This is a genomic window from Nocardia sp. NPDC050378, from assembly GCF_040655675.1.
GTDB classification, from domain to species: Bacteria; Actinomycetota; Actinomycetes; order Mycobacteriales; family Mycobacteriaceae; genus Nocardia; species Nocardia coubleae.
The window spans coordinates 205869-232706 of record NZ_JBFAKI010000007.1 but is presented as its reverse complement, the minus strand read 5'-3'; the positions used below and the strand labels follow the sequence as shown (position 1 = coordinate 232706).

Below are 26838 nucleotides of genomic sequence, written 5' to 3'. Positions count from 1 at the left end.
CCGGCCGCCGGAGTACTCCGAATCATGGGCGTGGATAGCCACGCCCTGGGCCGTCGTGTGCCCGGGCGCTGCTCGGGGAGTCGTGACACACCAGAACGGAGTGCTTGATGAGTTCATTGGCCACCGACCGCGTCAGCTCATGCGTCACCGACGAGGACTCGAGCCAGCCGTTCGCTTTGTCGCCCGGTCAGACGGCGCTGTGGTACGCGCAACGGATCAGGCCCGACATTCCGTTCACGATCGCCCACTATGTGGAACTGCACGGCGATCTCGACCCGGGCAGGCTGCTCTACGCCATCGAGCGATTCGGCGCCGAATCCCAGGTGGGACACGTGCGCCTACTCGAGATCGACGGCGTACCCCATCAGCGGGTGGATCCGAGCTGGCGACCCGGCTGGGCCCGCATCGACCTGCGCGGCGAGCCCGATCCGCGCGCGGCAGCGCTGCGGTGGATGAACGAGCACGCCAGCACGCCCATCGACATGGAGAACGAGCCGCTCACCATCAATGTGGTGCTGCGCATCGGCGAGCGCGATTGGTTCTGGTACGAGCGCGGTCACCACATCGTGATCGACGGATACGGGGCGATGAACGCGCTCGCCCGCACCGCCGAGATCTACACCGCGGTCGGCGAGCAGCGCGAACCCTCCGTCTCACGCGCCGCCGCCCTGGTCGACCTCTACGCCGACGAGTCGCGCTACCGCGAGTCCAGCCGTTTCCACGCCGACCGGGAGTACTGGACGCAGCAGCTCGCCGGGGTCGGCGAGCCGATGACACTGTCGTCGGTGACCGCGACCGGCGACACCCACGACCCCGGCCGTCACCGCGCGACCGCCGTGCTCGATGCCGACCTCGACACCCTGCTCACACAGGCGATCGCCACGCACAACTCGGCCAATTCCGCGCTCATCGTCGCCGCCCTCGCCGCCTACGTCCGCTCGGTCACCGGGAATCCCGACGTGGTGCTGAGCCTGCCCGTCTCGGCGCGCACCACCGTGGCGTTGCGCCGCTCGGCGGGTGTGGTGTCCAACGTCGTTCCGCTGCGCGTGCGGTTCGACGAGAACACCACCGTCGCCGACGTGGTGCGCCAGACCGAACTGCAGATCACCGGCGCCCTGCGGCACCAGCGCTACCGCTCCGACGACATCCGCCGCGATTGCGGCTACTCGCGCGACGCACGTGGGTTCTTCGGGCCGATGGTCAACATCATGCTGTTCCACGACGAGCTGAAATTCGGTGACATCACCGGTCAGCTGCACGTGCTGGCGACCGGCCCCGTCGAAGACCTCTCCATCAATATCTACAACGGCGACGGCGGCCGCATCCAGCTCGACTTCGAGGCCAACCCCCGCCTCTACGGCGAGGCCGAGAACTCGGCGCATCACGCCCGCTACCTGGACTTCCTCGCCCGGTTCCTGGCCGCCGCCCCCGACAGCCCGGCCCATGCGCTCAACGCCATCACCACGACCGAACGCGAACGCGTGCTGCGGGAATGGAATGCCACCGAGATCCCGGTGCCCACCGGCACGCTCGTCTCGCTGTTCACCGATCAGGTGCGACGCAGCCCGCACGCCGTCGCGCTCGAGTACGGCGACCGTGCCATCGGCTACACCGAACTGTCCGAACGGGTGAACCAGCTGGCCCGCGAACTCATCGCGCGCGATGCGGGCCCGGAGACCACCGTCGGATTGTGCCTGCACCGCAGCATCGAGATGGTGATCGGCATGTACGCCGTGCTCGCCACCGGTGCCGCCTACCTGCCGATCGATCCGGAACACCCGGTCGACCGCATCGATGCTGTTGTGGCACAGGCGAAACCGGTGTGCGTGCTGACCGCCGCTCGCGACGATGTGCGGCTGCCCGCGGGTGCCGTGCGTGTCGATCTGGACACGCTCGACGTCACCGGGCACGACATCGCCCCCGTCACCGATGCCGATCGCCGTGCGCCGCTGCGACCTGAACACCCCGCCTACGTCATCTTCACCTCGGGCTCCACCGGCAAGCCGAAGGGGGTGGCGGTCACGCACGCCGCCATCGTCAACCGGCTGCGGTGGATGCAGGCCGAATACCCGCTCGACCACAGCGACGCCGTGCTGCAGAAGACCCCGGCCACCTTCGACGTGTCGGTCTGGGAGTTCTTCTGGCCGTTGCAGGTCGGGGCGCGGCTGGTCGTCGCCGCACCCGGCGGACACCGCGATCCGGCGTACCTGGCCCGGATCATCACCGAGAAGTCCGTCACCACAGCACATTTCGTGCCGTCCATGTTGTCGTTGTTCGTCACCGATCCCCGCGTGCGCGGCGGCGCGAACCTGCGGCGGGTGTTCTGCAGCGGTGAGGCGCTGCCCGGCGCCACCGTCGCCCACTTCCATGCCGCTCTGCGTGGGCCGGAACTGCACAACCTGTACGGTCCGACCGAGGCCGCGGTCGACGTCACCTACTGGCCGTGCCCGGTCGGGGCGACCACCGTGCCGATCGGGTCCCCGGTGTGGAACACCAAGACTTACGTGCTCGATCCGCAACTGCGCCCGGTCCCACCCGGTGTGGTCGGTGAGCTGTACCTCGCGGGGACGCAACTGGCGCGCGGGTATCTCGGCAGGCCCGATCTGACGGCCGACCGGTTCGTCGCCAACCCGTTCACCCCCGGGCAACGCATGTACCGCACGGGCGACCTGGCCCGCTGGCAGCTCGACGGCGGCGTCCTGGAATACCTGGGGCGCACCGACTTCCAGGTCAAGATCCGTGGTCTGCGCATCGAACTCGGCGAGGTCGAGTCCGCGCTGCTCGCCCAGGACGGTATCGCCCGTGCCGTCTGCGTGGCGCGGACCAGCCGCACCGGAGACGACGAACTCGTCGCCTACGTGGTCGCCGCGCCGGGCGCCGCCGCACCGGAGGTGGCGGCCTTGATGGCGGCGCTGCGCCGGGCGCTGCCGTCCTACATGGTGCCCTCGGCGCTGGTCGTGCTCGACGAACTGCCGCTGAGCGCCAACGGCAAGGTCGACCGCAAGGCACTGCCCGCCCCCGAGGTCGGTGTCCGGGTGACCACCGGCGCGGACGCACCGCAGACCGAGCTGGAATGCGCGCTCGCCGAGATCTTCACCGAGGTGCTCGCCCTCGACGGCACCGGAATCGGCGTGCAGGACAGCTTCTTCGACCTCGGTGGCAACTCGCTCGTCGCCGCGCGCGCCGTCGCCAGGATCAACACCACCCTCGACGCGAGCATCAGTATCCGGCACCTGTTCGAGTACTCGACCATCGCGTCGCTGGCCGAGTACATCAGTACCCACCGGCCCGAGTCCTCCACGCCCGAGCTGGTTCCCGCGACCCGGCCGGAACGGGTGCCGCTGTCGCTGGCCCAGCAGCGGCTCTGGATCCTCAACCGGTTCGCCGAACACGCCGCCGCCTACAACATGCCGCTGGCGCTGCGGCTGACCGGTCGGCTCGACCTCACCGCCCTGCGGGCCGGCCTGCGTGACGTGCTCGACCGCCACGAAAGCCTGCGCACCAGCTTCCCCGACGGCCCGGACGGTCCGTACCAGCTGATTCATCCCGCCGCCGCCGTCGCACCCGATCTCGTCGCGCACGACGGGGACGGCCGGATCGACGACCTCGTCGCCGAGGTCGCCGGTCGCGGCTTCGACCTGCGCGGCGAGACTCCGCTGCGGGTGGTGCTGTACCGCCTGGCCCCGGACGAGCATCTGCTGGTCGTGGTGCTGCACCACATCTGCGGTGACGGCTGGTCGGTCGCGCCGCTGGCCAGGGATCTGATGACCGCAGTCGCGGCCCGCGCCGAGGGCAACGTTCCTCGGTGGACGCCACTGCCCGTGCAGTACGCCGATTTCGCACTGTGGCAACGGGAACTGCTCGGTGACGAGACCGACCCGGAGGCACCGTTGGGGCGTCAGCTCGGGCACTGGCGCCGGGCCCTTGCCGGACTGCCCGATCAGCTCGACCTGCCGCTCGACCGCCCGCGCCCGCTGCGACGGGCCACCGGCGGTGACACGGTCGCCTTCACCATCGATGCCGAAACACGCCGAGCGGCGAGCCAGCTGGCCAGCAGCCGCGGGGTGAGCATGTTCATGGTGCTGCACGCCGCGTTGGCCACCGTGCTCGCTCGCGTGTGCGGCAGCACCGACATCGCCATCGGCACCCCGATCGCGGGACGCTCCGACCCGGCGCTCGACGAACTCGTCGGCATGTTCGTCAACACCCTCGTGCTGCGCACCGAGGTCGACCTCGACGCCGGCTTCGACCGGGTGCTCGACCAGGTTCGCGAAACCGACCTCGACGCCTTCGCCAACCCCGACGTGCCCTTCGAACGGCTCGTCGAACTGGTGAACCCGGATCGGTCGACCAACCGGCATCCGCTGTTCCAGGTGATGCTGTCCTACGACCGCACCCCCGAGTTGCGCGTCGAACTGCCCGGTGTGGCCGCCGAACTCGTGCCGGTGCAGACCGGTGTCGCCAAGTTCGATCTGCAGCTCGAGGTACGCGACAACCACGGCGACGGCCCGCTGCACGCCGAATTCGGTTACGCCACCGATGTTTTCGACCGCTCGACCATCGAGGCCATCGCCCGCCGGTTCACCACCATGCTGCGGTCCGCGCTGGCCGCGCCGCAGGAACCGATCGGTGACCTGCCCCTGCTCGACCGTCGCGAGATCGCGCGGCTCGTGCCCGTGGCGGGCGCACCGGCCGAACCGGCCGACACCCTCGCCCGCCTGCTCGCCGATACCGCCCAGCGCCTGCCCGATTCGGTCGCGGTGCGTTATCTCGGGCTCGACACGACCTACCGGGAGCTCGACGAGCGCTCGAACAGGTTGGCGCGCAGCCTGATCGCACACGGCGCGGGCCCCGAGTCGGTGGTGGCGGTGGCGTTGCCGCGTGGGCTGGAATCGATCGTCGCCATCTGGGCGGTCGCCAAGACCGGTGCCGCGTACGTGCCGGTCGACCCGGCGTACCCCACCGAGCGCATCGCGCACATGATCGGCGACTCCGGTGCGGTGCTCGGGCTCACCCTGCCCGAACACCTCGCCGCGCTGCCGACCACCGTCGGCAAGCACCGCCGGGCGCCGGAATGGCTGGTGTTCGGGACCGCCGCCTTCGAAGCCGACTGCGCACACCGCTCGGCCGCGCCTGTGCGCGACATCGAGCGCACGCACCCGATGCGGCCGACCCAGCCCGCGTACCTGATCTACACCTCGGGCTCCACCGGCCTGCCCAAGGCGGTTGTCGTCACCCATGCGGGCATCTCCTCGCTGGCCAGCGAGCAGACCCAACTGTTCCGGGTGACCGATACCGCCCGTACCCTGCACTTCTCCTCACCGAGTTTCGACGCCTCGGTGCTGGAGCTGCTGCTCGGCTTCGCCGCGGGCGCGACCGTCGTCGTCGCCCCGGCCGACCTGTACGGCGGCGCCGAACTGGCGGGATTCCTTCGCTCGGAACGGATCACGCACGCGTTCATCACCCCGGCCGCCCTGGCGACCGTGCCCGCCGGTGAGTTCCCCGAACTCAATACCGTCATCGTCGGCGGCGAGGCCTGCTCCGACGAACTGGTCGACACCTGGGCCGGTCGCTACCGGATGCACAACATGTACGGCCCGTCGGAGGCGACCGTCGCGGTCACCGCGAGCGCCGCCATGGTGCCCGGCGAGCCGGTGCCGCTCGGTGCGCCCGTGCGCGGGATGCGCTTGTTCGTCCTCGATTCCCGGCTGCACCCGGTGCCGCCGGGGACTGCGGGCGAACTGTATGTGTCCGGTCCCGGTGTGGCACGCGGGTACCTGGGCAAACTCGGGCTCACCGCGCAGCGATTCGTCGCGAATCCGCACGGCCGGGTGGGCGAAAGGATGTACCGCACGGGCGATCTCGTGGTCGCCGACGCCACCGGACGCCTGCGTTTCCTCGGGCGCGCCGACGACCAGATCAAGATCCGTGGCTTCCGTATCGAGCTGCGCGAGATCGACCATGTGCTGCGCGAACACCCGGGGGTGCGCTCGGCGACGACCGTGGTGCACGTCGACGAACACGGTCAGCAACGGCTCGCGTCCTACGTCACCGCCGACGGGCCGATCGAACCGGCGGCCGTGCTCGACACCGCTCGCGGCAGGCTGCCCGGTTACATGGTGCCTGCCGCGCTGGCGGTGCTCGACCGGATGCCGGTGACCCCGGCGGGCAAATTGGACCGAAAGGCCCTGCCCGCGCCGGAATTCGCGGCGGCAGGCGGATCGCGCGCACCCCGTACCCACCTCGAGATGCGGGTGGCCGCGGTGTTCACCGAGATCCTCGGCAGGCCGGTGCCCGGCGCGGAGGACAGCTTCTTCGACATCGGCGGCAACTCGCTGCTCGCGACCCGGCTGGCCGCGGCGCTGCACGCCGACTTCGAGGTCGACTTGCCGGTGCGCCAGATCTTCGAGGCGCCGACGGTGGCGGGCATCGCCGGTTTGATCGCGGAAGCGCCCCGGACGCAGCGGGTGGCGCTGGCGGTACACACCCCGCGCCCGGGACGCATACCACTGTCGCTGCCGCAGCAACGACTGTGGTTCCTCAACCGATTGTCACCCGAATCCAGCGCCTACAACATCGCTTTCGTCTTGCGAATCGGCGGCGATCTGGATATCGACGCCCTGCGCGGCGCGGTCACCGACCTGGTGCAGCGGCACGAGGTGCTGCGCACGGTCTTCCCCGAGGACCTCTCCGGTGCCCAGCAGGTGGTCTTGCCGACGGCCGGGTCGGTCCCGGCGATCGAGCCCGTCGACACCGAACCCGCACGGGCGGAGGAGGTGCTCGCCGAGTTCGCCAGGCAGGGCTTCGATCTGACCCACGAGACGCCGTTACGAGTCTCGTTGCTGCGCACCGGGACTCAGGAGTACCTGCTCGGCGTGGTCGTGCACCACATCGCCGCGGACGGGTGGTCGCTCGGCCCGTTGACCAAGGATCTCGCGGTGTCGTACGTGGCGCGCGCCGGGGGCAGTGTCCCGGTGCGTGAACCGCTGCCGGTGCAGTACGCCGACTTCAGCCTGTGGCAGCGGGCCGTGCTCGGCGCCGAGGACGACCCGGACAGCATCGCCGCCACCCAGCTCGCGTTCTGGCGCGAGACGCTGGCCGAACTGCCCGACGAACTGCCGTTGCCGTTCGACCGGCCGCGTCCGGCCGAGCCGGTGGGCACGGCGGCCACCGTGGTGTGCCCGGTGTCGGCACCGTTGCGCGAGGCGATGGAGGAATTGGCGGCCGACACCGGTGTCAGCCTGTTCATGGTCGTCCGTTCGGCGCTCGCGGTGCTGCTGCGCGGGATCACCGGCGGTCGCGACATCCCGATCGGCACCCCGGTCGCCGGACGCACCGACATCCAGCTCGACGAGTTGGTCGGCATGTTCGTCAACACCCTCGTGCTGCGCTCCGACGTCGACCCCGGCGCCAGCTTCACCGAACTGCTGCACGCCGACCGCGATTCGGAGCTGGCCGCGCTGGCGCACGCCGACCTGCCGTTCGAACGGGTCGTCGACGCGCTCGGCCGCGACAGCCGGGCCAACAACCGGCACCCGTTGTTCCAGGTGGCGCTGAGCATGCAGGACGACAGCGCACCGGAACTGGAACTGCCCGGCCTGCGGTTGCGCGCCGAGGAGCTCGACATCGCCCGCGCCAAGTTCGACCTGGAACTGCGGGTGGCCCCCGACGCCGACGGGCAGCGTTTCGAATTCGTCTACTCCACCGAGCTTTTCGACCGGGAGACGATCGAGACGCTGGCCACCCGGTTCGCGGCGATCCTCACCCAGGTGACCGCCGACCCGCGCAGCCTGGTGTGCGATATCGACCAGCTCACCGTCGCCGAACATCGCGCGCTCGTCCCGGCGCAGGGCCCGGCGCTGGTCACCCCGGTGGTGCTGTCCGACATCATCGACCGGGCTGCCGACTGGTATCCGAGCAGGCCCGCGTTGCGGTGGTTCGCCGGCGGCAGCGTGGCGGGCGAGGTCGGTGAACTCGACTACGACGAGGTGGCTCGCCGTGCCCACCGGCTCGGTCGCGCCCTCATCGCACGGGGGATCGGCACCGGCGATCGGGTCGCCGTCGGCCTCACCCGGTCGCTGGACTGCGCGCTCGCCATCTTCGGTGTCGCCGCGAGCGGTGCCGCGTTCGTGCCCGTCGACCCGCGCTACCCCGCCGACCGGGTGCGGCACATGCTCACCGACTCCGGTGCGCGCGCCGTGCTCACCACCAGCGCCGACGCCCCCGCCCTGCGCGAGGCCGCCGGGCCGCTCGACACCCGGTGGCTGCTGGTCGACGACCCCGACCTGCACACGGAACTGGCCGGATACGACGACGCCCCGATCCGCGACGCCGAACGCATCCGCCCCATCCACACCGCCGACTTGGCGTACCAGATCTACACCTCCGGTTCCACCGGTCTGCCCAAGGGCGTCACCGTCACCCACGGCGGTCTGGTCAGCCTCGCGCTCGACCTGCGCGAGCGGATGGGCCTCGACCGGTTCGCCAGGACGTTCTTCTTCTCCACCCCCAGCTTCGACGTGTCCGTGCTCGACATGCTGCTCGCGGTGTACTCCGGCGCGGAGATGGTGATCGGCCCGATCGACGTGTACGGCGGCGACGAACTCGGCGCCCTGCTGGAACGGGAGGAGATCACCCACACCTTCCTCACCCCCGCCGTGCTCGCCTCGATCGACGCGAGCCGCTGGCCGCTGCCGCGACTGCGCGGGCTGATGGCCGGTGGCGAGGCCGTGCCGCCGGACCTGGTGGAGAACTGGGCGCCCGGGCGCCGATTCGTCAACGCCTACGGCCCCACGGAGTTCACCGTCATCGCGGCCATGTCGGAACTGCGGGTCGGGGTGCCGGTGACCATCGGTACGCCGGTGCGCGGATCGCGGGCTCTGGTGCTCGACGAACGGTTGAAACCGGTCGTGACCGGCGTCCCCGGTGAGCTCTACATCGGTGGTGCGGGTATCGCTCAGGGTTACCACCAGCGGTTCGGGCTCACCGCCTCGCGCTTCGTCGCCGACCCCTGCGGGCCCGCAGGCAGCCGCATGTACCGCACCGGCGACGTGGTGCGCTGGACCGCCACCGGTGAACTGGACTACCTGGGCCGCAGCGACCACCAGGTGAAGGTGCGCGGTTTCCGCATCGAGCTCGGTGAGATCAGCGCCGTGCTCGGCAGCCACCCCGATGTCCGTTTCGCCCACACCGAAGTGCGCACCATCGCGGGTGACGACCGGATCGTCGCCTGGGTGCAGCTGGGCGACGGTGCGGTCCCGGCCGATCTGGCCGACGTACGCAATCACGCCGTCAAACACCTGGCCGGGCACATGGTTCCGGCCTCGCTGAACCTGATCGACGCCGTGCCGCTCACACCCGTCGGCAAGCTCGACCGGACGGCACTGCCCGAACCGGAGTTCACCGTCGCGGCGGGCCGCGCCCCGCGCACCGAGTCCGAACGCCTGGTGGCCAGGGTGTTCGCCGATCTGCTCGGCGTCGAGGACGTGTCGGCCACCGACAGCTTCTTCGACATCGGCGGCAACTCGCTGCTGGCCACCCAGCTGGTCGCCCGGCTGGCGGCCGCGAGCAATGTGCGACTCGAGGTGCGTACCGTGTTCGCCGCACCGACCGTCGCCGAGCTCGCGGCGCTGGTGGAGACCGGGCCGTCCGGCGACGAAGGCCGCCCGGACCTGGTGAAACAGGATCGCCCGGAACGGATCCCGCTGTCGGCGGCCCAGCGCAGGCTGTGGTTCCTCAACCGGTTCAACGCCGGTGCGCAGGATCAGTCCGCCGGCGCGTACAACATTCCGGTGGTGCTGCGGTTGCACGGTCCGATCGACCTCGACGCACTCATCGCCGCCCTGCACACAGTGCAACGCAGGCACGAGACGCTGCGCACGGTGTTCCCGGAAACCGCGGGCGAGCCCGAACAGTTGGTGCTCGACCCGCAGCTCGCGGCGGTCACCCTCTTCCACGCGAGTGCGACTCCGCACGAGGTCGACGCCGCCGTCGCGCGCTTCGCCGCGCCGGGCTTCGACCTGTCGGTCTCGGTGCCGTTGCGGGCCGCGCTCATCACCGTCGACCGCACCGGGCTGCCGGTGCCCGCCCAGGCGAAACAGGCCGTCGCCGGATCCCAGGAGCACGTGCTCGTGCTGGTGGTGCACCACATCGCGATGGACGGGTGGTCGCTGGAACCGCTCGCCGCCGAGGTGGCCGCCGCCTACCGTGGCATCCGCACCGGTGAACCGTTCGGCGAACAGATTCCCGAGATCCAGTACGCCGACTACACGCTGTGGCAGCAGCAGCTCCTCGGTACCGAGGACGACGAGAACTCGCTGATCCGCAAGCAGCTCGATCACTGGCGCGACACCCTCGACGGGCTGCCCGAGCTGCTCACCGTGCCTGCGGATCGGTCGCGTCCGCCGGTGCCCTCCTACCGGGGCGGCACCGTCGACTGCACGGTCGACGCCGCGACTCACCGGGCGCTGCGCGGGATCGCCGCCGCCAACAACGTCAGCATGTTCATGGTGCTGCACGCCGCGCTCGCGGTGCTGCTGCACCGGGTGACGGGCACCGACGACATCGTCGTCGGGACCGCCAGCGCGGGACGTGGTCATCCGGCGCTCGACGCGCTGATCGGCATGTTCGTCAACACCCTTGTGCTGCGCACCGAGGTGTCCGACGACCGCGCCTTCGTCGACCTGCTGCGCACCGTGCGCGACCGCGACCTCGACGCCTTCGCCCATGCCGACCTGCCGTTCGAGCGGCTGGTCGAGGTGCTCAATCCCGCGCGCTCGCAGGCGCATCACCCGCTGTTCCAGGTGATGCTCTCGGTGCGCAACAACCCCGTGCGGATGCTGGAACTGCCCGGCCTGCGCATCGAGGCGGTCGACGCCGACGCCGGCATCGCCAAGTTCGATCTGCAGTTCACCTTCACCGAGACCCACACCGGCGATCGCGTCGGTGACGGCATCACCTTGTCGGTGAACTACGCCGCCGACCTGTTCGAGGAGGTCACCGCGCGCCGCCTCGGCGACCGCCTGGTGCGGCTGCTCACCGCTGTCGCCGCCGACCCGAACACCGCCGTGGGCGACCTGGCCCTGCTCGACGCGGTCGAGTGGACCGCGCTGGCACCCGTCCACGGCGCCCGGCCCGACACCCCGGTCACCCTGGCCGAGGTGTTCGAAGCCGCGGCGGCGCGGGCCCGCGACGGTGTGGCGCTCAGCGCGGGCGACACCGTGGTCACCTACGACGCCCTCGACCGCTGGACCAACCGACTCGCCCGGCTGCTCATCGGCCAGGGCATCGGCCCCGAAAGCCTTGTCGCGCTCGGCATTCCGCGCTCGGTGGAGTCGGTGGCGACCATGCTGGCCGTCGCCAAGGCCGGTGCCGCGTTCGTACCGGTCGACCCGAACTACCCGCCGCAGCGGATCAGCCATATGCTCACCGACTCCGGCGCCGCGATCGGGCTGACCCTGCTCGCGCACCGCGACCAGCTGCCCGGTGACTGCCGATGGCTGGTACTCGACGACCCGCACACCCGCGCCACCGTGCTCGGCACCGACGACGCGCCGATCACCGACGCCGACCGGGTCCGGCCGCTGCGCCTGGCCAACCCGGCCTACGTGGTGTACACCTCCGGGTCGACCGGCACCCCGAAGGGTGTGGTGGTCACCCACGGCGGCATCTCGAACTTCGCCGCCGAATGCGCCGACCGCTACGACGTGCGCCCGGGCAGCCGGGTGCTGCACTTCGCCACCCCGAGCTTCGACGGGTCGATGCTCGACATCCTGTTCGCGCTCGGTGGGGCGGGCACCCTCGTCATCACGCCCGCGGGCATCGTCGGCGGTGAGGAGCTGCGTCAGTTGTTCATCCGGGAGCGGATCACACACGCGTTCATCACCACCGCCGCGCTGGGCACCGTCGATCCGGCGGGTGTGCATTCGCTCGCGCACATCCTGACCGGTGGTGAGGCGCTGCCGCCGGACCTGCTCGCCCGCTGGGCGCCGGGACGCAATTTCTACAACGTCTACGGACCCACCGAGACGACCATCGTCACCCTGATGCCGCAACCGATGAGCCCGCAGGGCCCGATCACCATCGGCGGTCCCATCCGCGGTGTCTCGGCCACGGTGCTCGACCGGCGGTTGCACCCCACCCCGATCGGTGTCACGGGCGAACTGCAGCTGGCCGGTGCGGCACTGGCCCGCGGCTACCACAATCGGCCGGGGCTCACCGCGCAACGTTTCGTCGCCAATCCGTACGGTGCGCCCGGTGAACGCATGTACCGCACCGGTGACCTGGTGCGCTGGCGTGACGGCAGGAAGTCGGCGCTCGACGTGGAATACGTCGGCCGCACCGACCACCAGGTGAAGGTGCGTGGGTTCCGGATCGAACTCGGCGAGATCGACGTGGCCTTCGCCCGGCACCCCGACGTGGAGCTCGCGCTCACCGTCGGGCACACCACTCAGGCCGGAGTCACCGCGCTGGTGTCGTATGTGAAGGCCCGCGCGGGTGCGTCGCCGACGGTGCCCGAACTGCTCGAGCACATTGGTGCGCACGTGCCCAATTACATGGTGCCGCAGGCGATCATGCTCCTCGACGAGGTGCCGCTCAGTCCGGTCGGCAAGCTCGACCGCGCCCGGCTGCCCGAACCGGTGTTCACCGCCTCGGGCGGGTACCGCGCGCCGGTGACGCCCGCCGAGGTGGCGCTGTGTGCCGCCTTCGCCGAGGTGCTCGGGGTCGAACGGGTCGGCGCCGACGACGGGTTCTTCGAACTGGGTGGCAACTCGCTGCTGGCCACCAAAGTCGTCGCGGCACTGCGGGAGCAGGGCTACGAGATGCCGGTGCAGATGATGTTCGGCGATGCCACACCGGCCGCCATCGCCGCCCGGCTCGACGGCGCGGACCCGGCGGACGTGATGGCCGCCGCCCTGGAACCGGTGCTGCCGATCCGCCCGTCGACCGGGCCGCACGACACCCCGCTGTTCTGTGTGCACCCGGCCATCGGTCTGGCCTGGTGCTACTCGGGGCTGCTCGCGCACCTGGCTCCCGATCGTCCCGTGTACGGCCTGCAGGCCCCGCACGTGTCCGGTCAGGACAGCTTCACCTCCATCCCGGAGGCCGCGGGGCACTACGTGGCCAATATCCGGGCGATCCAGCCGCACGGGCCGTATCACCTGCTCGGCTGGTCGCTCGGCGGGCTCATCGCCCAGGAGATCGCGGTGCAGCTGCAGGAACTGGGCGAGGACGTGGCGCTGCTGGCGATGATGGACAGCTACCAGCTCGGCGACCGCTGGCTCGACACCGCGATGCCGAGCGTCGCCGACATCCTCGGCGAGTTCGGTGCCGACCTCGTCGACGGCGCACCACTGCCCGCCGACCTCGACCTGCACGAAGCGGCGGATCTGCTGCGGGCACAGCCGGGGCCGTTCGCGGCGCTGTCGGTGGACAATCTGCAACGCCTCTACACCGGGTACGCCGACGGGACGGTGATGGCCAACGCGTTCCGGCCGCGCACCTTCGACGGCGACCTGCTGTTCTTCACCGCGGCGGCGGACGAGATCAACGCCGCCGATCCCGCCAGGCGGGCCGGTTCCTGGCAACAGTTCGTCACCGGCACCATCCACAACCACGACCTGCCCTGCAGGCACGCGGCGATGACCACACCGGAGGCGCTGGCGGCGATCGGCCCCGTGCTGCACCGCCACCTCGACGGGGTGCCCGGGATCACCGTGTGCGGCGGCGCCGAGAAGGAGATGCGTCCGTGAGTCTGGCGGTAGAAGTGCGCGGCCTCGCCAAGAGTTTCGGCAAGGTACGCGTACTCAAGGAGATCGACCTCGAGATACCGGCGGGCACGGTGCTCGGCCTGCTCGGGCCCAACGGCGCGGGCAAGACGACCACCGTGCGGATCGTCACCACCCTGCTTCGCCCCGACGCGGGCACGGTGCGCGTGGCCGGGGTCGACGTGCTGGCCGACCCGGCCGCGGCCCGCACCCGCCTCGGGTTGTCCGGCCAGTACGCGGCGGTCGACGCGAACCTGACCGGATACGAGAACCTGCGCATGGTGGCGCGCCTCTACGGCATGTCGAAGAAGCAGGCCACCGAACGTGCCGACGAATTGCTCACCGCGCTCGGTCTCGACCACGCGGCGAGCCGGCGCGCGGGCACCTACTCCGGCGGTATGGCCCGGCGCCTCGACCTGGCCGGTTCCCTCGTCGCACGGCCACCGGTGGTCGTGCTCGACGAACCGACCACGGGCTTGGACCCGCGCGGACGCCTGGACATGTGGAAGGTGATCGGCGACCTCGTCGACGACGGCACCACGGTGCTGCTCACCACCCAGTACCTGGAGGAAGCCGACCTGCTCGCCGACCGGATCACCGTGATCGACAAGGGCACCGTCATCGCCCGTGGGTCCGCCGACGAACTCAAGACCTCCATCGGCGGCGACCGGCTCACGGTCACCCTGGCCGCCGGGCAGAGTCCCGACCTCGCGGTCTCGGTCCTCGATCAGGTGGGTGTCGGCACGCCGATCCACGAGCCGGGCAGCGACGAAGTATCGGTGGTGGTCGGCAACGGCTCCCGCACGATGGTCGAGGCCCTGCGCCGGCTCGACGACGCGGGGGTGTGCGTACTCGACGCCGTCGTGGTCCGCCCGACCCTCGACGACGTGTTCCTGTCACTCACCGGAACCCCGGCCGAACCGGCCACCGAACCCGAAACCGACGACGTGCCAGAGGAGATCCTGTCGTGAGCGTGGCCCCCGACGTCGAGGCGGACAACGACACCCGCGAAACGCCCAGCACCCCGGGCAGCCCGCGACCCGCTGCCGCCGACCAGACCCCGCCGCGTGCCCGGTTCCTGCGCGACAGCGCGATCGTGGCCTACCGCAACCTGCTCACCATCCTGCGGGTGCCGACGCTGCTGGTGACCGCGACCATCCAGCCGCTGATGTTCGTGTTCCTCTTCGCCTACATCTTCGGCGCGTCCCTCGGCGGCGACCAATACCGCGAGTTCCTGCTCGCGGGCATCTTCACCCAGACCGTGGCGTTCAATGCCGCGTTCACCACGGTCGGGCTGGCCGGTGACCTGCAGAAGGGGATCATCGACCGGATGCGAACGCTGCCGATGTCGCGGCTCGCGGTGCTGATGGGCCGCACACTGTCCGACCTGGTGGTCAATGTCGCGAGCCTCGGGGTGATGGTGATCTGCGGGTACATCGTGGGCTGGCGGATCAACGGCGGCATCTCCGACGCCGCACTGGCCTTCGCCATCATCCTGCTGTTCGCCTTCGCCATGTCCTGGGTCGGCGCGCTGACCGGGCTCATCTCGCCGACCGTCGAGGTGGCGCAGAGCGCGGGCCTGATCTGGATGTTCCCGCTGTCGTTCATCTCCTCGGCGTTCATCTCCGCCGAAACCCTGCCCGGTCCGCTGCGCACCATCGCCGAATGGAATCCGATCACCGCCGTCTCGGCCGCCGGGCGCAAACTGTTCGACAACTCCGCACCGCCGTCGTTCGCCCCGGCCACCGGCTGGGCCGCCGACAACTGCATCCTCTACGCGGTGATCTGCTCGCTGGTCATCCTCGCCGTCGCCATGCCCGCGGCGTTGCTCCAGTACCGAAAAGTGGCCAGTCACTGACGAGCCGAGACGGCGAAGGCCGCCTTCCCGAGCGGGAGGCGGCCTTCGCCGTTGTCACCTGTGCTATCCGCGGCGGCGGGACTTGAGCAGGTCGAGGCGCTCCTTGAGCAGCTCCTCGAGCTCCTCCTTGCTGCGACGCTCCAACAGCATGTCCCAGTGGGTGCGCGGCGGCTTCACCTTCTTGGTTTCGACCGAGGTGCCCTCCATGAGCTGCCCCTCCTGGCCGTTACGGCACAACCAGGTGGGCGGGATCTCCGCGTCGTCGGCGAACGGGACGTCGAATTCCTCACCGTTGTCGGTGCGGTAGCGGGCGATCCGGCGCGGGGCCAGGTCATGGTCGCGATCGGTCTCGTAGCTCACCGCTCCGAGCCGACTGCCCCGGAGTACGCGATCTGCCATGTGTGCTCCTGTGTCTATGGCGGCTGGCGCCGCGGGTTCCCGGCCTGTTCCCCGCACCCTCTGGTCAGTCCAGATCGAGGCGGCCGAGAACCGGTACGTGGTACTACCGTTCAACGCGCGGGAAGACTGAACTGTTCCATTGTAGTCGCTACGGCCTGGGTGGCCGTCGGACCCACTGGGTGAGTGCCCGCTCAGCGAGACCTGAACCGCGGGATCGGCCGTCGGGCCGCTAGGGTTTCGCAGCATGTCGCGCAGTCGCCTGCTGTCCTGCTCGTGGTGCGGGCGGGAGATCGTCGATTCCGAATCGGGTCGGCGTCGCCGCTATTGCCGTCAGTCGTGTCGGCAACGTGCCTACGAACACCGCACGAGTCTCAAGGGGACGGGGATTCCCGAGGACGCGGTGGTGCTCACCGCCCAGGAAGCCGCCGATCTGGCCGACCGGTGGTTCGCGGCGCGGTGCGCGGCCGAGGACGTGGCCACGGCCGTGGCCGAGGGCGCGGATCAGGCCGAGCTGGCACAGTTGTGCGCGACGCTCGTGCAGCTGACCAAGGAAGCCGAACGCCTGCGCTGAGAAGTGGCTAGGCCGGGTCGGCCGGTTTCTCGCGGGAACGCAGGTAGATCGCCGTGACACCGGCGGCGACGAACCCGATCAGCCCGAGCGTCGCGCCGACCGTGGCCGGATCCGGACCGGTCAGCGGCTGACCGCGTAGTGCCTGCCAGAACACGAGAGTGAGCAGTCCGGCGTAACCCATGGCGGCGACGCCGATCAACGCGGCACGAGTGCGCTCGGTCCGCAGCCACCGATAGCGGGCGGCGAGCGCGGTCAGCGCGACGGCAAGGACCAGCAGTACCTGGATGCCGTGCAGTCCGACGAAATGCGGGATCCGCAGATCGCCACCGGTGGTACTCCAGTGGGTGATCGGCATCGCGCCGAGCCCGTCTCGGGCGGCGTCGGCGGGGGAGCCCGGCACGACCGTGTGCCCCGCCATCAACCCGATCACGGTGCCGTCGGCCTGACGCACCAGCTGCGCGCCGGTGAAGCCCATCAGATACCCGAGCATCATGCCCGCCACCGCCAGCCACAACCCGGCCTTCAAAGCGATCGCGGTCGGACGATCGGTGAGCTTCTGCCACGAGATGATCACCACCAGAACGAGATTCGCCAGAAACAGGCCGGGGACACCGGAGGCGAAGACCTGCTGGCCGATCTGATTGACCGGGTCGGTGGCGGTGTTGAAATGGCTGAAGGTCCCGCGCGCCGCCTGCAGCGCGATGAACCCGACGTCGAGCACCCCGGTGACCGCGAAGACGGTGCCGAGCCACCAGGTGGCCCGCCGACCCCGATGCGGTAACCGCAATATCCAGGCCAGCGTCATGCCGTAGACGGCGAACGCGACACCGAACTTCGCCGGTTTGAGCCACACCGATTCACCGAGCAGCAACCGGTCGTCGACGACCATGCCGATCATCGACACCACGACCAGTGCGGACATCAGGGCCGAATTGACCAACAGCGGGCCGTGCCAGGGTGCCTGCTCGTTCCGTGCCCTGGTCTGGAGCCGGAAGCGGGAAAGGGTCTGGGTGAGGTCGATCGTCGCCATGTCCCGACGGTAGAAATGCCATGCGCCCCAGCACCTCCCGCTGCGGAACGGTCCGGGTACCCCTACCGCCGTACTATGCCGACCGCACCCCTGGCTCACCCGTGGGACCACCCCTAGAACTCGGTGCGTGCCTCTCCTTCGAGCGCGCATCGGGCGCGGTGACCATTCCAGGGCCCGCGGCCGCCGGAGCGTCAGCTGCTGCTGGACACGTCATCCAGCGGAATCTGTTGGGCGACAAGGGAAATCGCCGTGGCCAACGGAATGCCCGCCGAATTCGCCGCCGGGGTTTCCGGTAGGAGCTCGGCGAGCACCGGCGCCCACTCGTGGCGTCGCGCGGGAAAACAGCGTTCGAGAAGATCGCGCATGATGTCGGGGGCGATGGAGGCACCGGGGGAGGCGCCGAGCAGACCGGCGATGGTGCCGTCGGCCCCGGTGACGAGTTCGGTACCGAACTGGAGTTCCCCGCCGAAGCGACCGTCGGGTTTCACCAGCTGCGCGCGCTGACCGGCCTGGATCAGCTCCCAGTCGGCGGCGTCGGCGGTGGGACAGAACCGCTGCAGCTCGGCGAACTTGTCCCGACGCGAAGCCAGGAGCTGACCGAGCAGATAGCGCCCGAGGTGCAGATTCCGCAAGCACGCGGACACCAGTGGCACCACATTGTGCGGGCGCACGGTGGTGAACAGGTCGGCGAGGGAGCCGTGGCGCAGCAGCCGGGTGCTGAAAGTGGCGTACGGGCCGAACATCAACGCGGCCGACCCGTCGACCTCCCGCCGATCCAGATGTGGCACCGACATCGGCGGTGCGCCGAGCGAGGCCTGGCTGTACACCTTCGCGGCATGCTCGGCCACCACTTCGGGCTCGCGGGTCCGCAGGAACTGTGCGCCCATCGGCAGTACCGCGTACCCGCGCACCTCGGGCAGCCGGGCCCGCTGCAGCAGCCGCAGTGCGTACCCGCCCGCGCCGACGAACACGAACCTGGTGCGAACCAGGAACGTCCGCCCGGAATCCAGGTCGCGCCCGCGCACGGTCCACAACCCGTCGGCGCCGCGCCGCAAGCCGGTGATCTCGCGATGCAGCCGCACCGGATTGCCCGCCTCGGTCATCGTCGCCAGCAACGCCCTGGTGAGGGCGCCGAAGTCGATATCGGTGCCACCGGTGTGCCGGGTCGCCGCCATCGGTTCGTCGTCGGCCCGTCCACGCACCAGCAGCGGCGCCCACGCGCCGATCACCGCGCGATCCTCGGTGTACTCCATTTCGGCGAAGGCGGGCAGCTCGCGCAGGGTGGCCCAGCGGCGCCGCAGGTAGGCGATATCGCGGTCGCCGAAGACCACGGTCACGTGCGGTGTCGAGGTCAGGAAGGCCCCGAGTGGACTGCGCTCGGCCGCCGGGTGGGCCGCGTCCGGCTCGGGAAACGCGCCGCGTGCGGCCAGCGCCGACCAGAACCGCCGGGACAGGGCGAACTGGTCTGCGATCCGCGCGGCCGTGCTCGCGTCTTCCGGGTCGGGCATGTAGTTGAGTTCGCACAGCCCGGAGTGCCCGGTGCCCGCGTTGTTCCACGCACCGGAACTCTCACCCGCCGGTTCCCCGAGTCGCTCGAACAGCGCGATCGACCAGTCCGGAGCAAGGGTGCTCAGCAGCGCGCCGAGGGTAGCCGACATGATGCCGCCACCGATCAGCACCGCGTCGAGAATGTCGTCCCCGCAACCGGATTCGTGTGTCCTGGCATCCATGTCGAACCTCCCGATAGCCGTGTACCGCCATCGTTGGGCCGACACTACCGATCCGTCCAATACGGAATTGCTGGGTATATGATCCGGATATGGATGAATGCGGCGCGCAGGCCGTCGCGCCCCTGCTCGCGGCCTTCGACGCGGCCGCCGAAGAGGGCAACTTCACCCGGGCGGCGCAGCGTCTCGGGGTGCCCCAGTCGTCGCTGAGCCGCCGGATCAAAACGCTCGAACAGCATCTCGGGGTCTCCCTGTTCCAGCCGTCGGGGCGCGGCGTGACGCTCACGCCTCAGGGCCGTGACCTGCACGAACGAACGCGCGGCGTGCTGCGTGCAATCGACGACGCCGTGCGCCGTGTGCAAGCGGACGCCGATCCCGAGACCGGTCTGGTTCGGTTCGGATTCCCGCTCACCCTCGGACCGATCAGCGTCCCCGCGTTGCTCGCCCAGTTCCACACCCGCGCGCCCGGCATCCGCCTGCACCTGGTGCAGGCCAACGGTGAGGCGTTGGCCGAGCAGGTTCGCGACGGCAGGCTCGATCTGGCGGTGATGATCCCGCCGCCTGACGACCTGCCGACGGTCGTCCTCGGACGCCAGCGCATCGATCTGCACGTGGCCCGGACCCACCCGCTGGCGAGGCGCTCGCGGGTGGCGCTGACCGAGCTCGCCGATGCGGCGTTCATCGCCAACCCGCCGAGCTATCAGCTGCGAGCCCTACTCGATTCGTGGTGCGCCGCAGCGGGTTTCACTCCACGCGTGCTGTTCGAGATCACCGAGTTCGAGACGCTGCGCGCGCTGGTCGCGCTGGGGCTCGGCGTGGCGCTGCTCCCACCCGCCGAGACACCACACCCCGACCTGGCCGTGGTGCGCATCGATGGCGAACGCGACCGCGAGATCGGCCTGGTCTCGGGAGACCATGGGTCGACGCTCGCGGTCGCGCGGCTGCGGGATTTCCTGATCGCCGGTCGGGCGGCGATCAGTGGGTGGTGAGGATCAGTCCTGTGGGACGCCGACGTCGATACCGCGCGCGGCGAGCCACGGGTGCGGATCGATGGGGGCGCCGTAGAGCGAGCCGTCCGGCACGTGCACTTCGTAGTGCAGGTGGGGGCCGGTGGACTGGCCACGGTTACCGACGGTGGCGATGACGTCGCCGGCGTTCACGTGCTGACCCGGCTGGACCAGGATCTCGTTGACGTGACCGAACACGCCGATGGTGCCGTCGTCCTGCTGGACGCGGACCCACAGGCCGAACCCGGAAGCCGGGCCGGTCTCGATGACGGTACCGTCGGTGACGGCGAAGACCGGCGCGCCGATCGGGTCACCGAAGTCGATGCCGTTGTGCGCGGCACCCCAGCGGGGGCCGTAGTAGGAGGTCAGGCGGCCGTTGACCGGTCGAACGGTCTGCGGGCGCGGCGGCGGGGGCGGCGCGATGAAGGGCAGCGGAGCGGGCAGCGGCGGCAGCGCGGCCTGGACGGCCTCGCGGTGCTCTTCCCAGGCCACCGGCGCGGCGGCGGGGGTCTCGGCCTGCACCTCGGGCGCGGTTGCGGAGGTGAAGCGGGCCTGCGAAACGCCGAGGGCGTCTGCCGAAGACGCCGCGACGGCGGTGGTGGTCGGGGTCTCGGGGCCGCTGAACGCGGCGGCGGATGTTCCCACGAGTGCGGACAGGGCCACCGCACCCGCGACAACGCCTCCCAGACGACCTGCGAAGGCGTCGGAGATTCGGGCGGATAACGGGTTGGTCACGAACATGTCTCGAAGGTAGCTAATTCGTAACCGACGCGGCGAATCCTGTGGCTGCCGTCACGAGCGGCCATAACGCCAGTTGATCTATAACAATCGCATCTCGAAAGCACGCATTCCGGGGAGCGACCGGGTGAAATACCGTGACCACAAGATCGTTGCCGACCAGGCGTTATCCGCGCACACTTGTTCAGTGGACGCTAACGGAGTTCGGGCAATCACCGCGTTATCCGACGCGACCCGGCGCGCGATCTTCGAGTCGCTGCCGCAGGGCCCACGCTCGGTCGCCGAGCTGGCCGAGGCCACCGGTATCACCAGCTCGGCCGCCTCCCAGCACCTGCGCATCCTGCGCGAGGCGCACCTGGTGAGCATGCGCCGCGACGGCAACCGCCACCTGTACTCACTGGATCCGCGCGGCCTCAACGACGCGCGCGACTACCTCGAACAGTTCTGGCCGAGCGCACTGGCCGCGCATGCCGCCGCGCTGCGTGCCGCCGGGCGGCCGACCACTGCGGTACCGCCCGCCGCCGGTCAGCCCACCCGGCGATAACGCGAGCGACTCGACTCCGCCCAATCCTGCTTGTCCAGTTGCGCGTCGACCGCGGCGATCACCTCGGGCACTCCGATGCGCAACAGGCCGGGATCGGGGGTGCGGGCATCGGGGTCGCCGACCTGCCCCGCCCACAGCACCGCGTGCCTGCCGAGCAGATGCGCGGGCGGACCGCCACGACGCGGCGGAGTCGGCCCGAACAGCAGCACGGTCCGGGTGCCGAAAGCGGTGGCCAGATGGGCGACGCCGGTATCGCCGCAGATCACGAGGGCGGCGCCGGCCACGGTGGCCGCGAGATCGGTGAGGTTCTGTCGGCCCGCGAGTACCCGGTCGTCGGGCAGGCCCGCCTGCACGGCCACCTGCACAGCGATGTCGCGTTCGAATGGATCGCCGGTGAGCACCACATCGCGGCCGAGGACCATCAGGTGCCGCACCACGGCGGCGAACCGTTCCGGCGGCCAGCGGCGCGCGGGCGCACCGGCGCCGATATGCACCACGACGCAGTCGCGACGGCTGATGGAGGCGACCGGCGGGACCAGCCCGAGATTGCGCCGATCGGCGGGGATGCCCTCGCTCTCGAGCAGCTGACACCACCGATCCGCGACATGGGCCTCGGGATCCCAGCGCGGCCCGGTGAGCCGGGGCAGGCCCGGCGTCCGGTGCCCGATGATCCGCTTGGCACCGGTATCGGCCAGCGCTCGCGCGCTCGCACCGTCCGGGCCGTGCAGATTCACCGCCAGCTCGGGCGCGGGACCGTCCCAGATCAGGGCCGCCGGATCGGCGGTGGCGACGAGTTCGTCGACCGAGGAGATCAGGTCGACGATCTGTTCGAGGCGATGGGGCGCGGCCAGCACGATCCGGCTGCCTGGTTCGGCCCGGCGCAGGGCACGCAGAGCCGGGACCGCGGCGAGCAGATCACCGAGTCCACGAGCTTGCAGCACGAGTACAACCGACACTCCCATCACCTACCCGAGACCGGAACGCGCCAAACGTTCGCAGTGGCAATGAGGTGTCGCTCGTCACCGCGCGCCGCGGCCCGCCCCGTTCGGCGGCGGGTTGTGTGCCGCGACACGATCACAGCTTCAGCAACCTTTCCAGGGAATGAGAGCTGCCGGGCATAACATCTCGTCATGACGACAAATACCGTGTTGGAGAGCCCTTTTACCGCGCTTGCCAAGAAAACCTGGCAAACAATTCTGGTCACCGGTCTTCTCGCGGTGGTCCTCGGCATCATCGTGCTCGTATGGCCCGGTCCGTCATTGCTCGTCGCGGGCGTTCTCTTCGGTATTTATATGGTTGCCAGCGGTATTTTCCAGCTGGTCGCCGCATTCACTCATCTGCCGAGTACGAGCCTGCGGGTGCTCTCGTTCATCAGCGGTGTGCTGTCGCTGATCATCGGCGTGTTCTGCTTCCGCGACGACCTCACCTCGATCGTGTTGCTCGGCTTGTGGATCGGCATCGGCTGGTTGTTCCGCGGCATCACCGTGCTTTTCGCGGCGATCTCGGAACCGAGCACCCCGGGCCGCGGCTGGCAGATCTTCTACGGTGTGCTGAGCGCGATCGCCGGTGTGATCCTGATCGTCTGGCCGATCAGCTCGATCGCCACGCTGGTTCTCGTCGTCGGTATCTTCCTGATCGTCATCGGCATCATGGAGGTCATCACGGCGTTCGGGATGCGCAAGGACGCGCACCTGCTCGACCAGGCCACCCGCTAGCCGCATTCGTCGACAATGGCCGGCGCCATCGGGTGCCGGCCATTGTCGTGTGAACTACGCTCGGCAGTCATGAATTTCGTTTACGACCTGGTGGTCGTCACTCATCTGCTCGGCATGGCCGCGGTGGTCGGTGGGTATGTCGCGTCGCGCCCGGTGGTCTCGGAGCTGATGGTGTGGGGCGCCCGGGCTCAGCTCGTCACCGGCGTGATCCTCGCGGGCCTCGCCTCCGGCGTCGAATCGCTGGACAAGGAACCCGACACGACGAAACTGGCCGTGAAACTCGTCATCTCGATCGCGGTGGCCGGGTTCGCCGAAGTCGGCCGGGCCGATGCCAAGCGCGGCAAGCAGGTCGGCTGGATGACCGATGCCGCGGGCGGACTCGCCATCGTCAACGTGCTGGTCGCCGTGCTCTGGAACTGACCGGTTACGAGACCTGACCGGCCATCGCCCGCGCCCGGCGCGTCAACTCCACTGTCGCGGCTCGCAACTGACCGATCTCGGTGAGCGGTTCGGCATAGCCGACGCGGGTGCGGGCCACTCCGCGCGGTGTCTCGACCCGCAGTTCGAGGCCGTAGCGGTCGGCCCGTTCGCAGCTCGCGGCCGTGGCATCGGGGAAGCCGCCGAGCTGGGTGGCCATGGCGAGCAAGGCGTCGGCGTGGTCGGCGTTGAGGTGGGCGATGCCGGGCGCTGCCTGCGGCATGATCGGGTCCGGTCGCGCGGCCAGGTACTGCGCGGCGGTGGCGGAATCCATCCGGCCGTAGCCGCCGACCCAGCGCACCCGTTCGACCCGCAGCACCCACAGCGTGAAATCGCTGTAGTCGATGTAGTACTTGGCCGCGGGTACCGCGGCCAAGTGCGCGGCGCGGGCCGCCTCGGCCTCGGCGCCACTCGGCCGCTCCATCACACCGGCCAGGGTGATGCGCGTGCCCGCCAGGGGATCGGCGGGCATGTCCGGCGTCACGATCGCGATGCTGGCGCGTGGGTCGGCGGCCAGATTACGCCCGTGCTCGGCCAGGTGCGACACGCTCAGCACGGGAGCGCCGTCGAGCAGCCCGTAGGTGATGAACGATGCCCACGGCGCCCCGTCGGCGGTCAGGCTGGCCAGAGTGCCCGTATTGGACGCGGCCGCAATCGTTCTGGCCTCTTCGGCGGCGGACGGTCGCGCGTCGTTGGCCAGGGGAGCGGTGGGCAGCGGAATGGCCGGTGCGTCGCCGGGATCGCCGTGGTCGAGAGTCATGACCCCAGCGTATCGAGCTGGACCGGGTGGTGGGGCGTCCCCGACAACCATCCGTGCAGCGCGGTGTAGACGGCGTCGTGATTGAGCAGGCTGAAATGGTTGGCGCCCGGTACGTGTAACCCGTTGCCGCTGTCGAAACCGATGCGCCTGCTCCGCCCGATCCCGGAACCGCTGCCACGCAACACCATCCCGTCGCCGACCACCATCCCGAGCGGATGCTTCGGACTGTGGGTGACGGTCGCGGTGACGAAGTAGTGGTCGGCACCGGCCAGCAGCGGCACCTCGCGCACCGCCTCGGCCCGCAGCGCGTCGACGTCCCGGTCGCGCCAGTCCTCGTCGACGAGGGAGCCCTGGCGCAGATCGCGGATGCCCGCACTTCGCCTGCGCAGCAGGGTACTCAGCGGGCGCGTCTCGGGCAGCCGGTCGAGCACCGCGGCCGCGTAGTGCACGAACTGTTCGAGCGGGGCGCCCAGATGCGGCGAGCCCAGACACACCACCTGTCGCACCGAACGAGCCCAGACGGCGTCGCTCTGCTCGGCCCGGTGGCAGGCGCTGCGCGCGACGAGCCCGCCCATGGAATGCCCGATCAGGCAGATCTCGTGGACCGGGAGCGGCCACTGCTCGACCAGCCGGGTCAGCAGGGCGTCGAGTTGCGCGGCGTTCTCGGAGATGTGCAGGCCGGTGTTGTAGCGCACGAAGACCGGGGTGTAACCGAGGTCGTCTTCGAGTCGTTCGCCGTAGGTCGGCCTGCCGCCCAGACGCCAAGCGTGCTCGGTCTCGACCAGCCCGTGCAGCAGGACGACGAGCTTCGTGGTCGGCACGGGAACGTGCGCGGCCAGCTGTTCGGCCGGCACCGGGGCGCCGTCGACACGAATGGTCATGGGGGAGGCCAGGATCGGTGCGTCGTCCTCGAGCGCGTCACCGATCAGTCCCTGGACGGCCGCGAGGAAGCCCGCGCCCCAGACGGTGCGCGAGGGCGCCGGCAGACCGGGCACCTGCACCGCGCTCGCCATCTCGCCGACGACAGAGCCGGTGCCGCCGACGACCGCGTACACGCTCTCGGTGATGGCGTCGTGCACGACCTTCACCGGATCCGCGGCCGACCCGACACCCGCGCGCACGGCGGTGAACACCCGATCGCTGATGGCGCGGTGGATGGCCGCGATCCCGTCGACCGCACCGACGAACTCGTCGCCTGCCAGGCGGGCGAGCGCCTGGACTTCGGCCTGGGACTGGGGGAGTTGCTCGGTCACGCTTTTGAGAGTACAACTGTGCACTGAAACATGGCGGATTCGGGAACGCTTCGGGAGATCTGACCGGACTCGCCGGTCGGGTTCTGTACTTCAGTACAAGGCATTAGATCAGCGCGATATGCGCATCTAAATATATAAACCTTCCTGACACACCGAAGAAGAGAACGGGCGAGGACGGCGGGGTGAGGGGTTCCGCCGTCCTCGCGCGGTCAGCCCTGCTGGGTGATCGCGTACCAGAGCGCGCCCATCGTGCCGAGCACGAACAGGGGTGAGATGACCCAGGTCTCCACCCGATTGCCGGTGCGGTCGATCAGCGGTACCCGGGTACGCAGCGGGAACGGCCACAGCAGCCGGCAGCCGCGCTCGGTGAGGCAGTCGCCGAGCAGGTGCGCGAGGCAGCCGAGGCCGACACAGATCGGCAACCAGGCGGGCCGGTCGACGATCCAGTGGTCGACCGCGAACGTGCCCGCGCTGGCCAGCACGATCACCGTGCCGTATGTGCGCACACTTTTGCCCGGTGGACACAGGTGCAACGAACGCACCGCCAGCGCGAGCAGGAAGAACACCAGGCTCAGCGTGAACGGCCTGCCGAGCCAGTGCTCACCGGCCCACGTGGCGCCCACCGCGCCCGCGACGAACAGCAGCGAATGCGTGCCGTGCCGGTGCCCGCCCGACACCCAGGAGATGAAGCGGCACAGGTGATGTGACACCGGCCCGAGCACGTGCGAGATGGTCCCGCTCGGGTGATCCGCGTCCGGCAGCAGGGCCGCGCCCGCGGTGAGGAAGGTACCCATGATCAACTCGGCGACGCCGAATCGTGTTGTCTCGCTGTCGAACAGGGGGAAGGCGGCGACGGTGAGCGGCAGTGCCGCGGCGGTCCCCGCCCAGGCCAGCGCCCCGCTGGTCGCGTGTGAATGTCCTAGCACCCCGCAACGTTAGAGGACGTAAGGACCTGCTCGCATATGCCCAGGAGCGAACCGGCAACGCCGACAG

16 protein-coding genes are annotated in these 26838 nt (G+C 69.9%); 8 read left to right on the top strand and 8 right to left on the bottom strand.

Features of this window, described 5'->3' with window-relative positions:
- Positions 1 to 107: 107 nt before the first annotated feature.
- From AB0I35_RS18340 to AB0I35_RS18330, 3 genes are all read left to right on the top strand, one after another.
- Entirely contained in the window at positions 108 to 13751 is a 13644-nt protein-coding gene (locus AB0I35_RS18340; RefSeq protein ID WP_357397249.1) for an amino acid adenylation domain-containing protein, read from the top strand.
- The gene (locus AB0I35_RS18335; protein WP_067492211.1) at positions 13748 to 14737 is read left to right on the top strand and encodes an ATP-binding cassette domain-containing protein; all 990 of its coding nucleotides are present in this window, start codon (positions 13748 to 13750) and stop codon (positions 14735 to 14737) included. The genes AB0I35_RS18340 and AB0I35_RS18335 overlap by 4 nt, the downstream gene beginning before the upstream one ends.
- Positions 14738 to 14844: 107 nt before the next feature.
- Positions 14845 to 15624 (top strand): ABC transporter permease, encoded by a 780-nt coding sequence (locus AB0I35_RS18330; protein WP_357397374.1) that lies wholly within the window; start codon positions 14845 to 14847, stop codon positions 15622 to 15624.
- A 63-nt stretch (positions 15625 to 15687) separates the two neighbouring features.
- On the opposite strand, the gene AB0I35_RS18325 is transcribed toward AB0I35_RS18330, so the two are convergent.
- The gene (locus AB0I35_RS18325; protein WP_067492212.1) at positions 15688 to 16023 is read right to left on the bottom strand and encodes an RNA polymerase-binding protein RbpA; all 336 of its coding nucleotides are present in this window, start codon (positions 16021 to 16023) and stop codon (positions 15688 to 15690) included.
- A gap of 244 nt (positions 16024 to 16267) precedes the next feature.
- Between AB0I35_RS18325 and AB0I35_RS18320 the strand changes: the two genes are divergently transcribed.
- Positions 16268 to 16594 carry a hypothetical protein gene (locus AB0I35_RS18320; RefSeq protein ID WP_357397248.1) on the top strand — a complete coding sequence of 109 codons (327 nt, stop codon included), beginning with the start codon at positions 16268 to 16270 and terminating at the stop codon, positions 16592 to 16594.
- A gap of 7 nt (positions 16595 to 16601) precedes the next feature.
- Here AB0I35_RS18320 and AB0I35_RS18315 read toward each other — a convergent pair whose 3' ends face one another.
- Positions 16602 to 17624 carry a hypothetical protein gene (locus tag AB0I35_RS18315; protein ID WP_357397247.1) on the bottom strand — a complete coding sequence of 341 codons (1023 nt, stop codon included), beginning with the start codon at positions 17622 to 17624 and terminating at the stop codon, positions 16602 to 16604.
- A 191-nt stretch (positions 17625 to 17815) separates the two neighbouring features.
- The gene (gene mqo / locus AB0I35_RS18310) at positions 17816 to 19354 is read right to left on the bottom strand and encodes a malate dehydrogenase (quinone) (RefSeq protein WP_357397246.1); all 1539 of its coding nucleotides are present in this window, start codon (positions 19352 to 19354) and stop codon (positions 17816 to 17818) included.
- A gap of 89 nt (positions 19355 to 19443) precedes the next feature.
- On the opposite strand from mqo, the gene AB0I35_RS18305 reads away from it, so the two are divergent.
- Positions 19444 to 20340 carry a LysR family transcriptional regulator gene (locus AB0I35_RS18305; RefSeq protein ID WP_357397244.1) on the top strand — a complete coding sequence of 299 codons (897 nt, stop codon included), beginning with the start codon at positions 19444 to 19446 and terminating at the stop codon, positions 20338 to 20340.
- Between the two features lie 3 nt (positions 20341 to 20343).
- On the opposite strand, the gene AB0I35_RS18300 is transcribed toward AB0I35_RS18305, so the two are convergent.
- Positions 20344 to 21099 carry a M23 family metallopeptidase gene (locus tag AB0I35_RS18300; protein ID WP_357397242.1) on the bottom strand — a complete coding sequence of 252 codons (756 nt, stop codon included), beginning with the start codon at positions 21097 to 21099 and terminating at the stop codon, positions 20344 to 20346.
- Positions 21100 to 21283: 184 nt separating this feature from the next.
- Here AB0I35_RS18300 and AB0I35_RS18295 point away from each other — a divergent pair, with 184 nt between their 5' ends.
- Positions 21284 to 21640 carry a metalloregulator ArsR/SmtB family transcription factor gene (locus tag AB0I35_RS18295; protein ID WP_357397241.1) on the top strand — a complete coding sequence of 119 codons (357 nt, stop codon included), beginning with the start codon at positions 21284 to 21286 and terminating at the stop codon, positions 21638 to 21640.
- Here the strand turns inward: AB0I35_RS18295 and AB0I35_RS18290 are convergent.
- On the bottom strand, positions 21622 to 22596 hold the full coding sequence (locus AB0I35_RS18290; protein ID WP_357397240.1) for a glycosyltransferase family 9 protein: 975 nt from the start codon (positions 22594 to 22596) through the stop codon (positions 21622 to 21624). The genes AB0I35_RS18295 and AB0I35_RS18290 overlap by 19 nt on opposite strands.
- 174 nt (positions 22597 to 22770) lie before the next feature.
- Here AB0I35_RS18290 and AB0I35_RS18285 point away from each other — a divergent pair, with 174 nt between their 5' ends.
- Together AB0I35_RS18285 and AB0I35_RS18280 are read left to right on the top strand one after the other, a co-directional pair.
- Entirely contained in the window at positions 22771 to 23355 is a 585-nt protein-coding gene (locus tag AB0I35_RS18285; RefSeq protein WP_357397238.1) for an HdeD family acid-resistance protein, read from the top strand.
- A gap of 69 nt (positions 23356 to 23424) precedes the next feature.
- The gene (locus AB0I35_RS18280; protein WP_357397237.1) at positions 23425 to 23775 is read left to right on the top strand and encodes a hypothetical protein; all 351 of its coding nucleotides are present in this window, start codon (positions 23425 to 23427) and stop codon (positions 23773 to 23775) included.
- 4 nt (positions 23776 to 23779) lie between these two features.
- On the opposite strand, the gene AB0I35_RS18275 is transcribed toward AB0I35_RS18280, so the two are convergent.
- The 3 genes from AB0I35_RS18275 to AB0I35_RS18265 all read right to left on the bottom strand — a co-directional run bounded on the left by AB0I35_RS18275 (position 23780) and on the right by AB0I35_RS18265 (position 26771).
- On the bottom strand, positions 23780 to 24592 hold the full coding sequence (locus tag AB0I35_RS18275) for a DUF2470 domain-containing protein (protein ID WP_357397236.1): 813 nt from the start codon (positions 24590 to 24592) through the stop codon (positions 23780 to 23782).
- Entirely contained in the window at positions 24589 to 25845 is a 1257-nt protein-coding gene (locus AB0I35_RS18270) for an alpha/beta hydrolase (RefSeq protein ID WP_357397234.1), read from the bottom strand. Before AB0I35_RS18270 ends, AB0I35_RS18275 begins: the two co-directional genes overlap by 4 nt.
- A 209-nt stretch (positions 25846 to 26054) precedes the next feature.
- Positions 26055 to 26771 (bottom strand): metal-dependent hydrolase, encoded by a 717-nt coding sequence (locus tag AB0I35_RS18265; RefSeq protein ID WP_067492224.1) that lies wholly within the window; start codon positions 26769 to 26771, stop codon positions 26055 to 26057.
- Positions 26772 to 26838 lie beyond the last annotated feature (67 nt).

Coding starts and splice junctions, on each gene's coding strand:
- AB0I35_RS18320 (WP_357397248.1), top strand. CDS start 16,268: ATGTCGCGCAGTCGCCTGCTGTCCTGCTCGTGGTGCGGGCGGGAGATC.
- AB0I35_RS18340 (WP_357397249.1), top strand. CDS start 108: ATGAGTTCATTGGCCACCGACCGCGTCAGCTCATGCGTCACCGACGAG.
- mqo (WP_357397246.1), bottom strand. CDS start 19,354: ATGGATGCCAGGACACACGAATCCGGTTGCGGGGACGACATTCTCGAC.
- AB0I35_RS18325 (WP_067492212.1), bottom strand. CDS start 16,023: ATGGCAGATCGCGTACTCCGGGGCAGTCGGCTCGGAGCGGTGAGCTAC.
- AB0I35_RS18305 (WP_357397244.1), top strand. CDS start 19,444: ATGGATGAATGCGGCGCGCAGGCCGTCGCGCCCCTGCTCGCGGCCTTC.
- AB0I35_RS18280 (WP_357397237.1), top strand. CDS start 23,425: ATGAATTTCGTTTACGACCTGGTGGTCGTCACTCATCTGCTCGGCATG.
- AB0I35_RS18285 (WP_357397238.1), top strand. CDS start 22,771: ATGACGACAAATACCGTGTTGGAGAGCCCTTTTACCGCGCTTGCCAAG.
- AB0I35_RS18300 (WP_357397242.1), bottom strand. CDS start 21,099: ATGTTCGTGACCAACCCGTTATCCGCCCGAATCTCCGACGCCTTCGCA.
- AB0I35_RS18275 (WP_357397236.1), bottom strand. CDS start 24,592: ATGACTCTCGACCACGGCGATCCCGGCGACGCACCGGCCATTCCGCTG.
- AB0I35_RS18315 (WP_357397247.1), bottom strand. CDS start 17,624: ATGGCGACGATCGACCTCACCCAGACCCTTTCCCGCTTCCGGCTCCAG.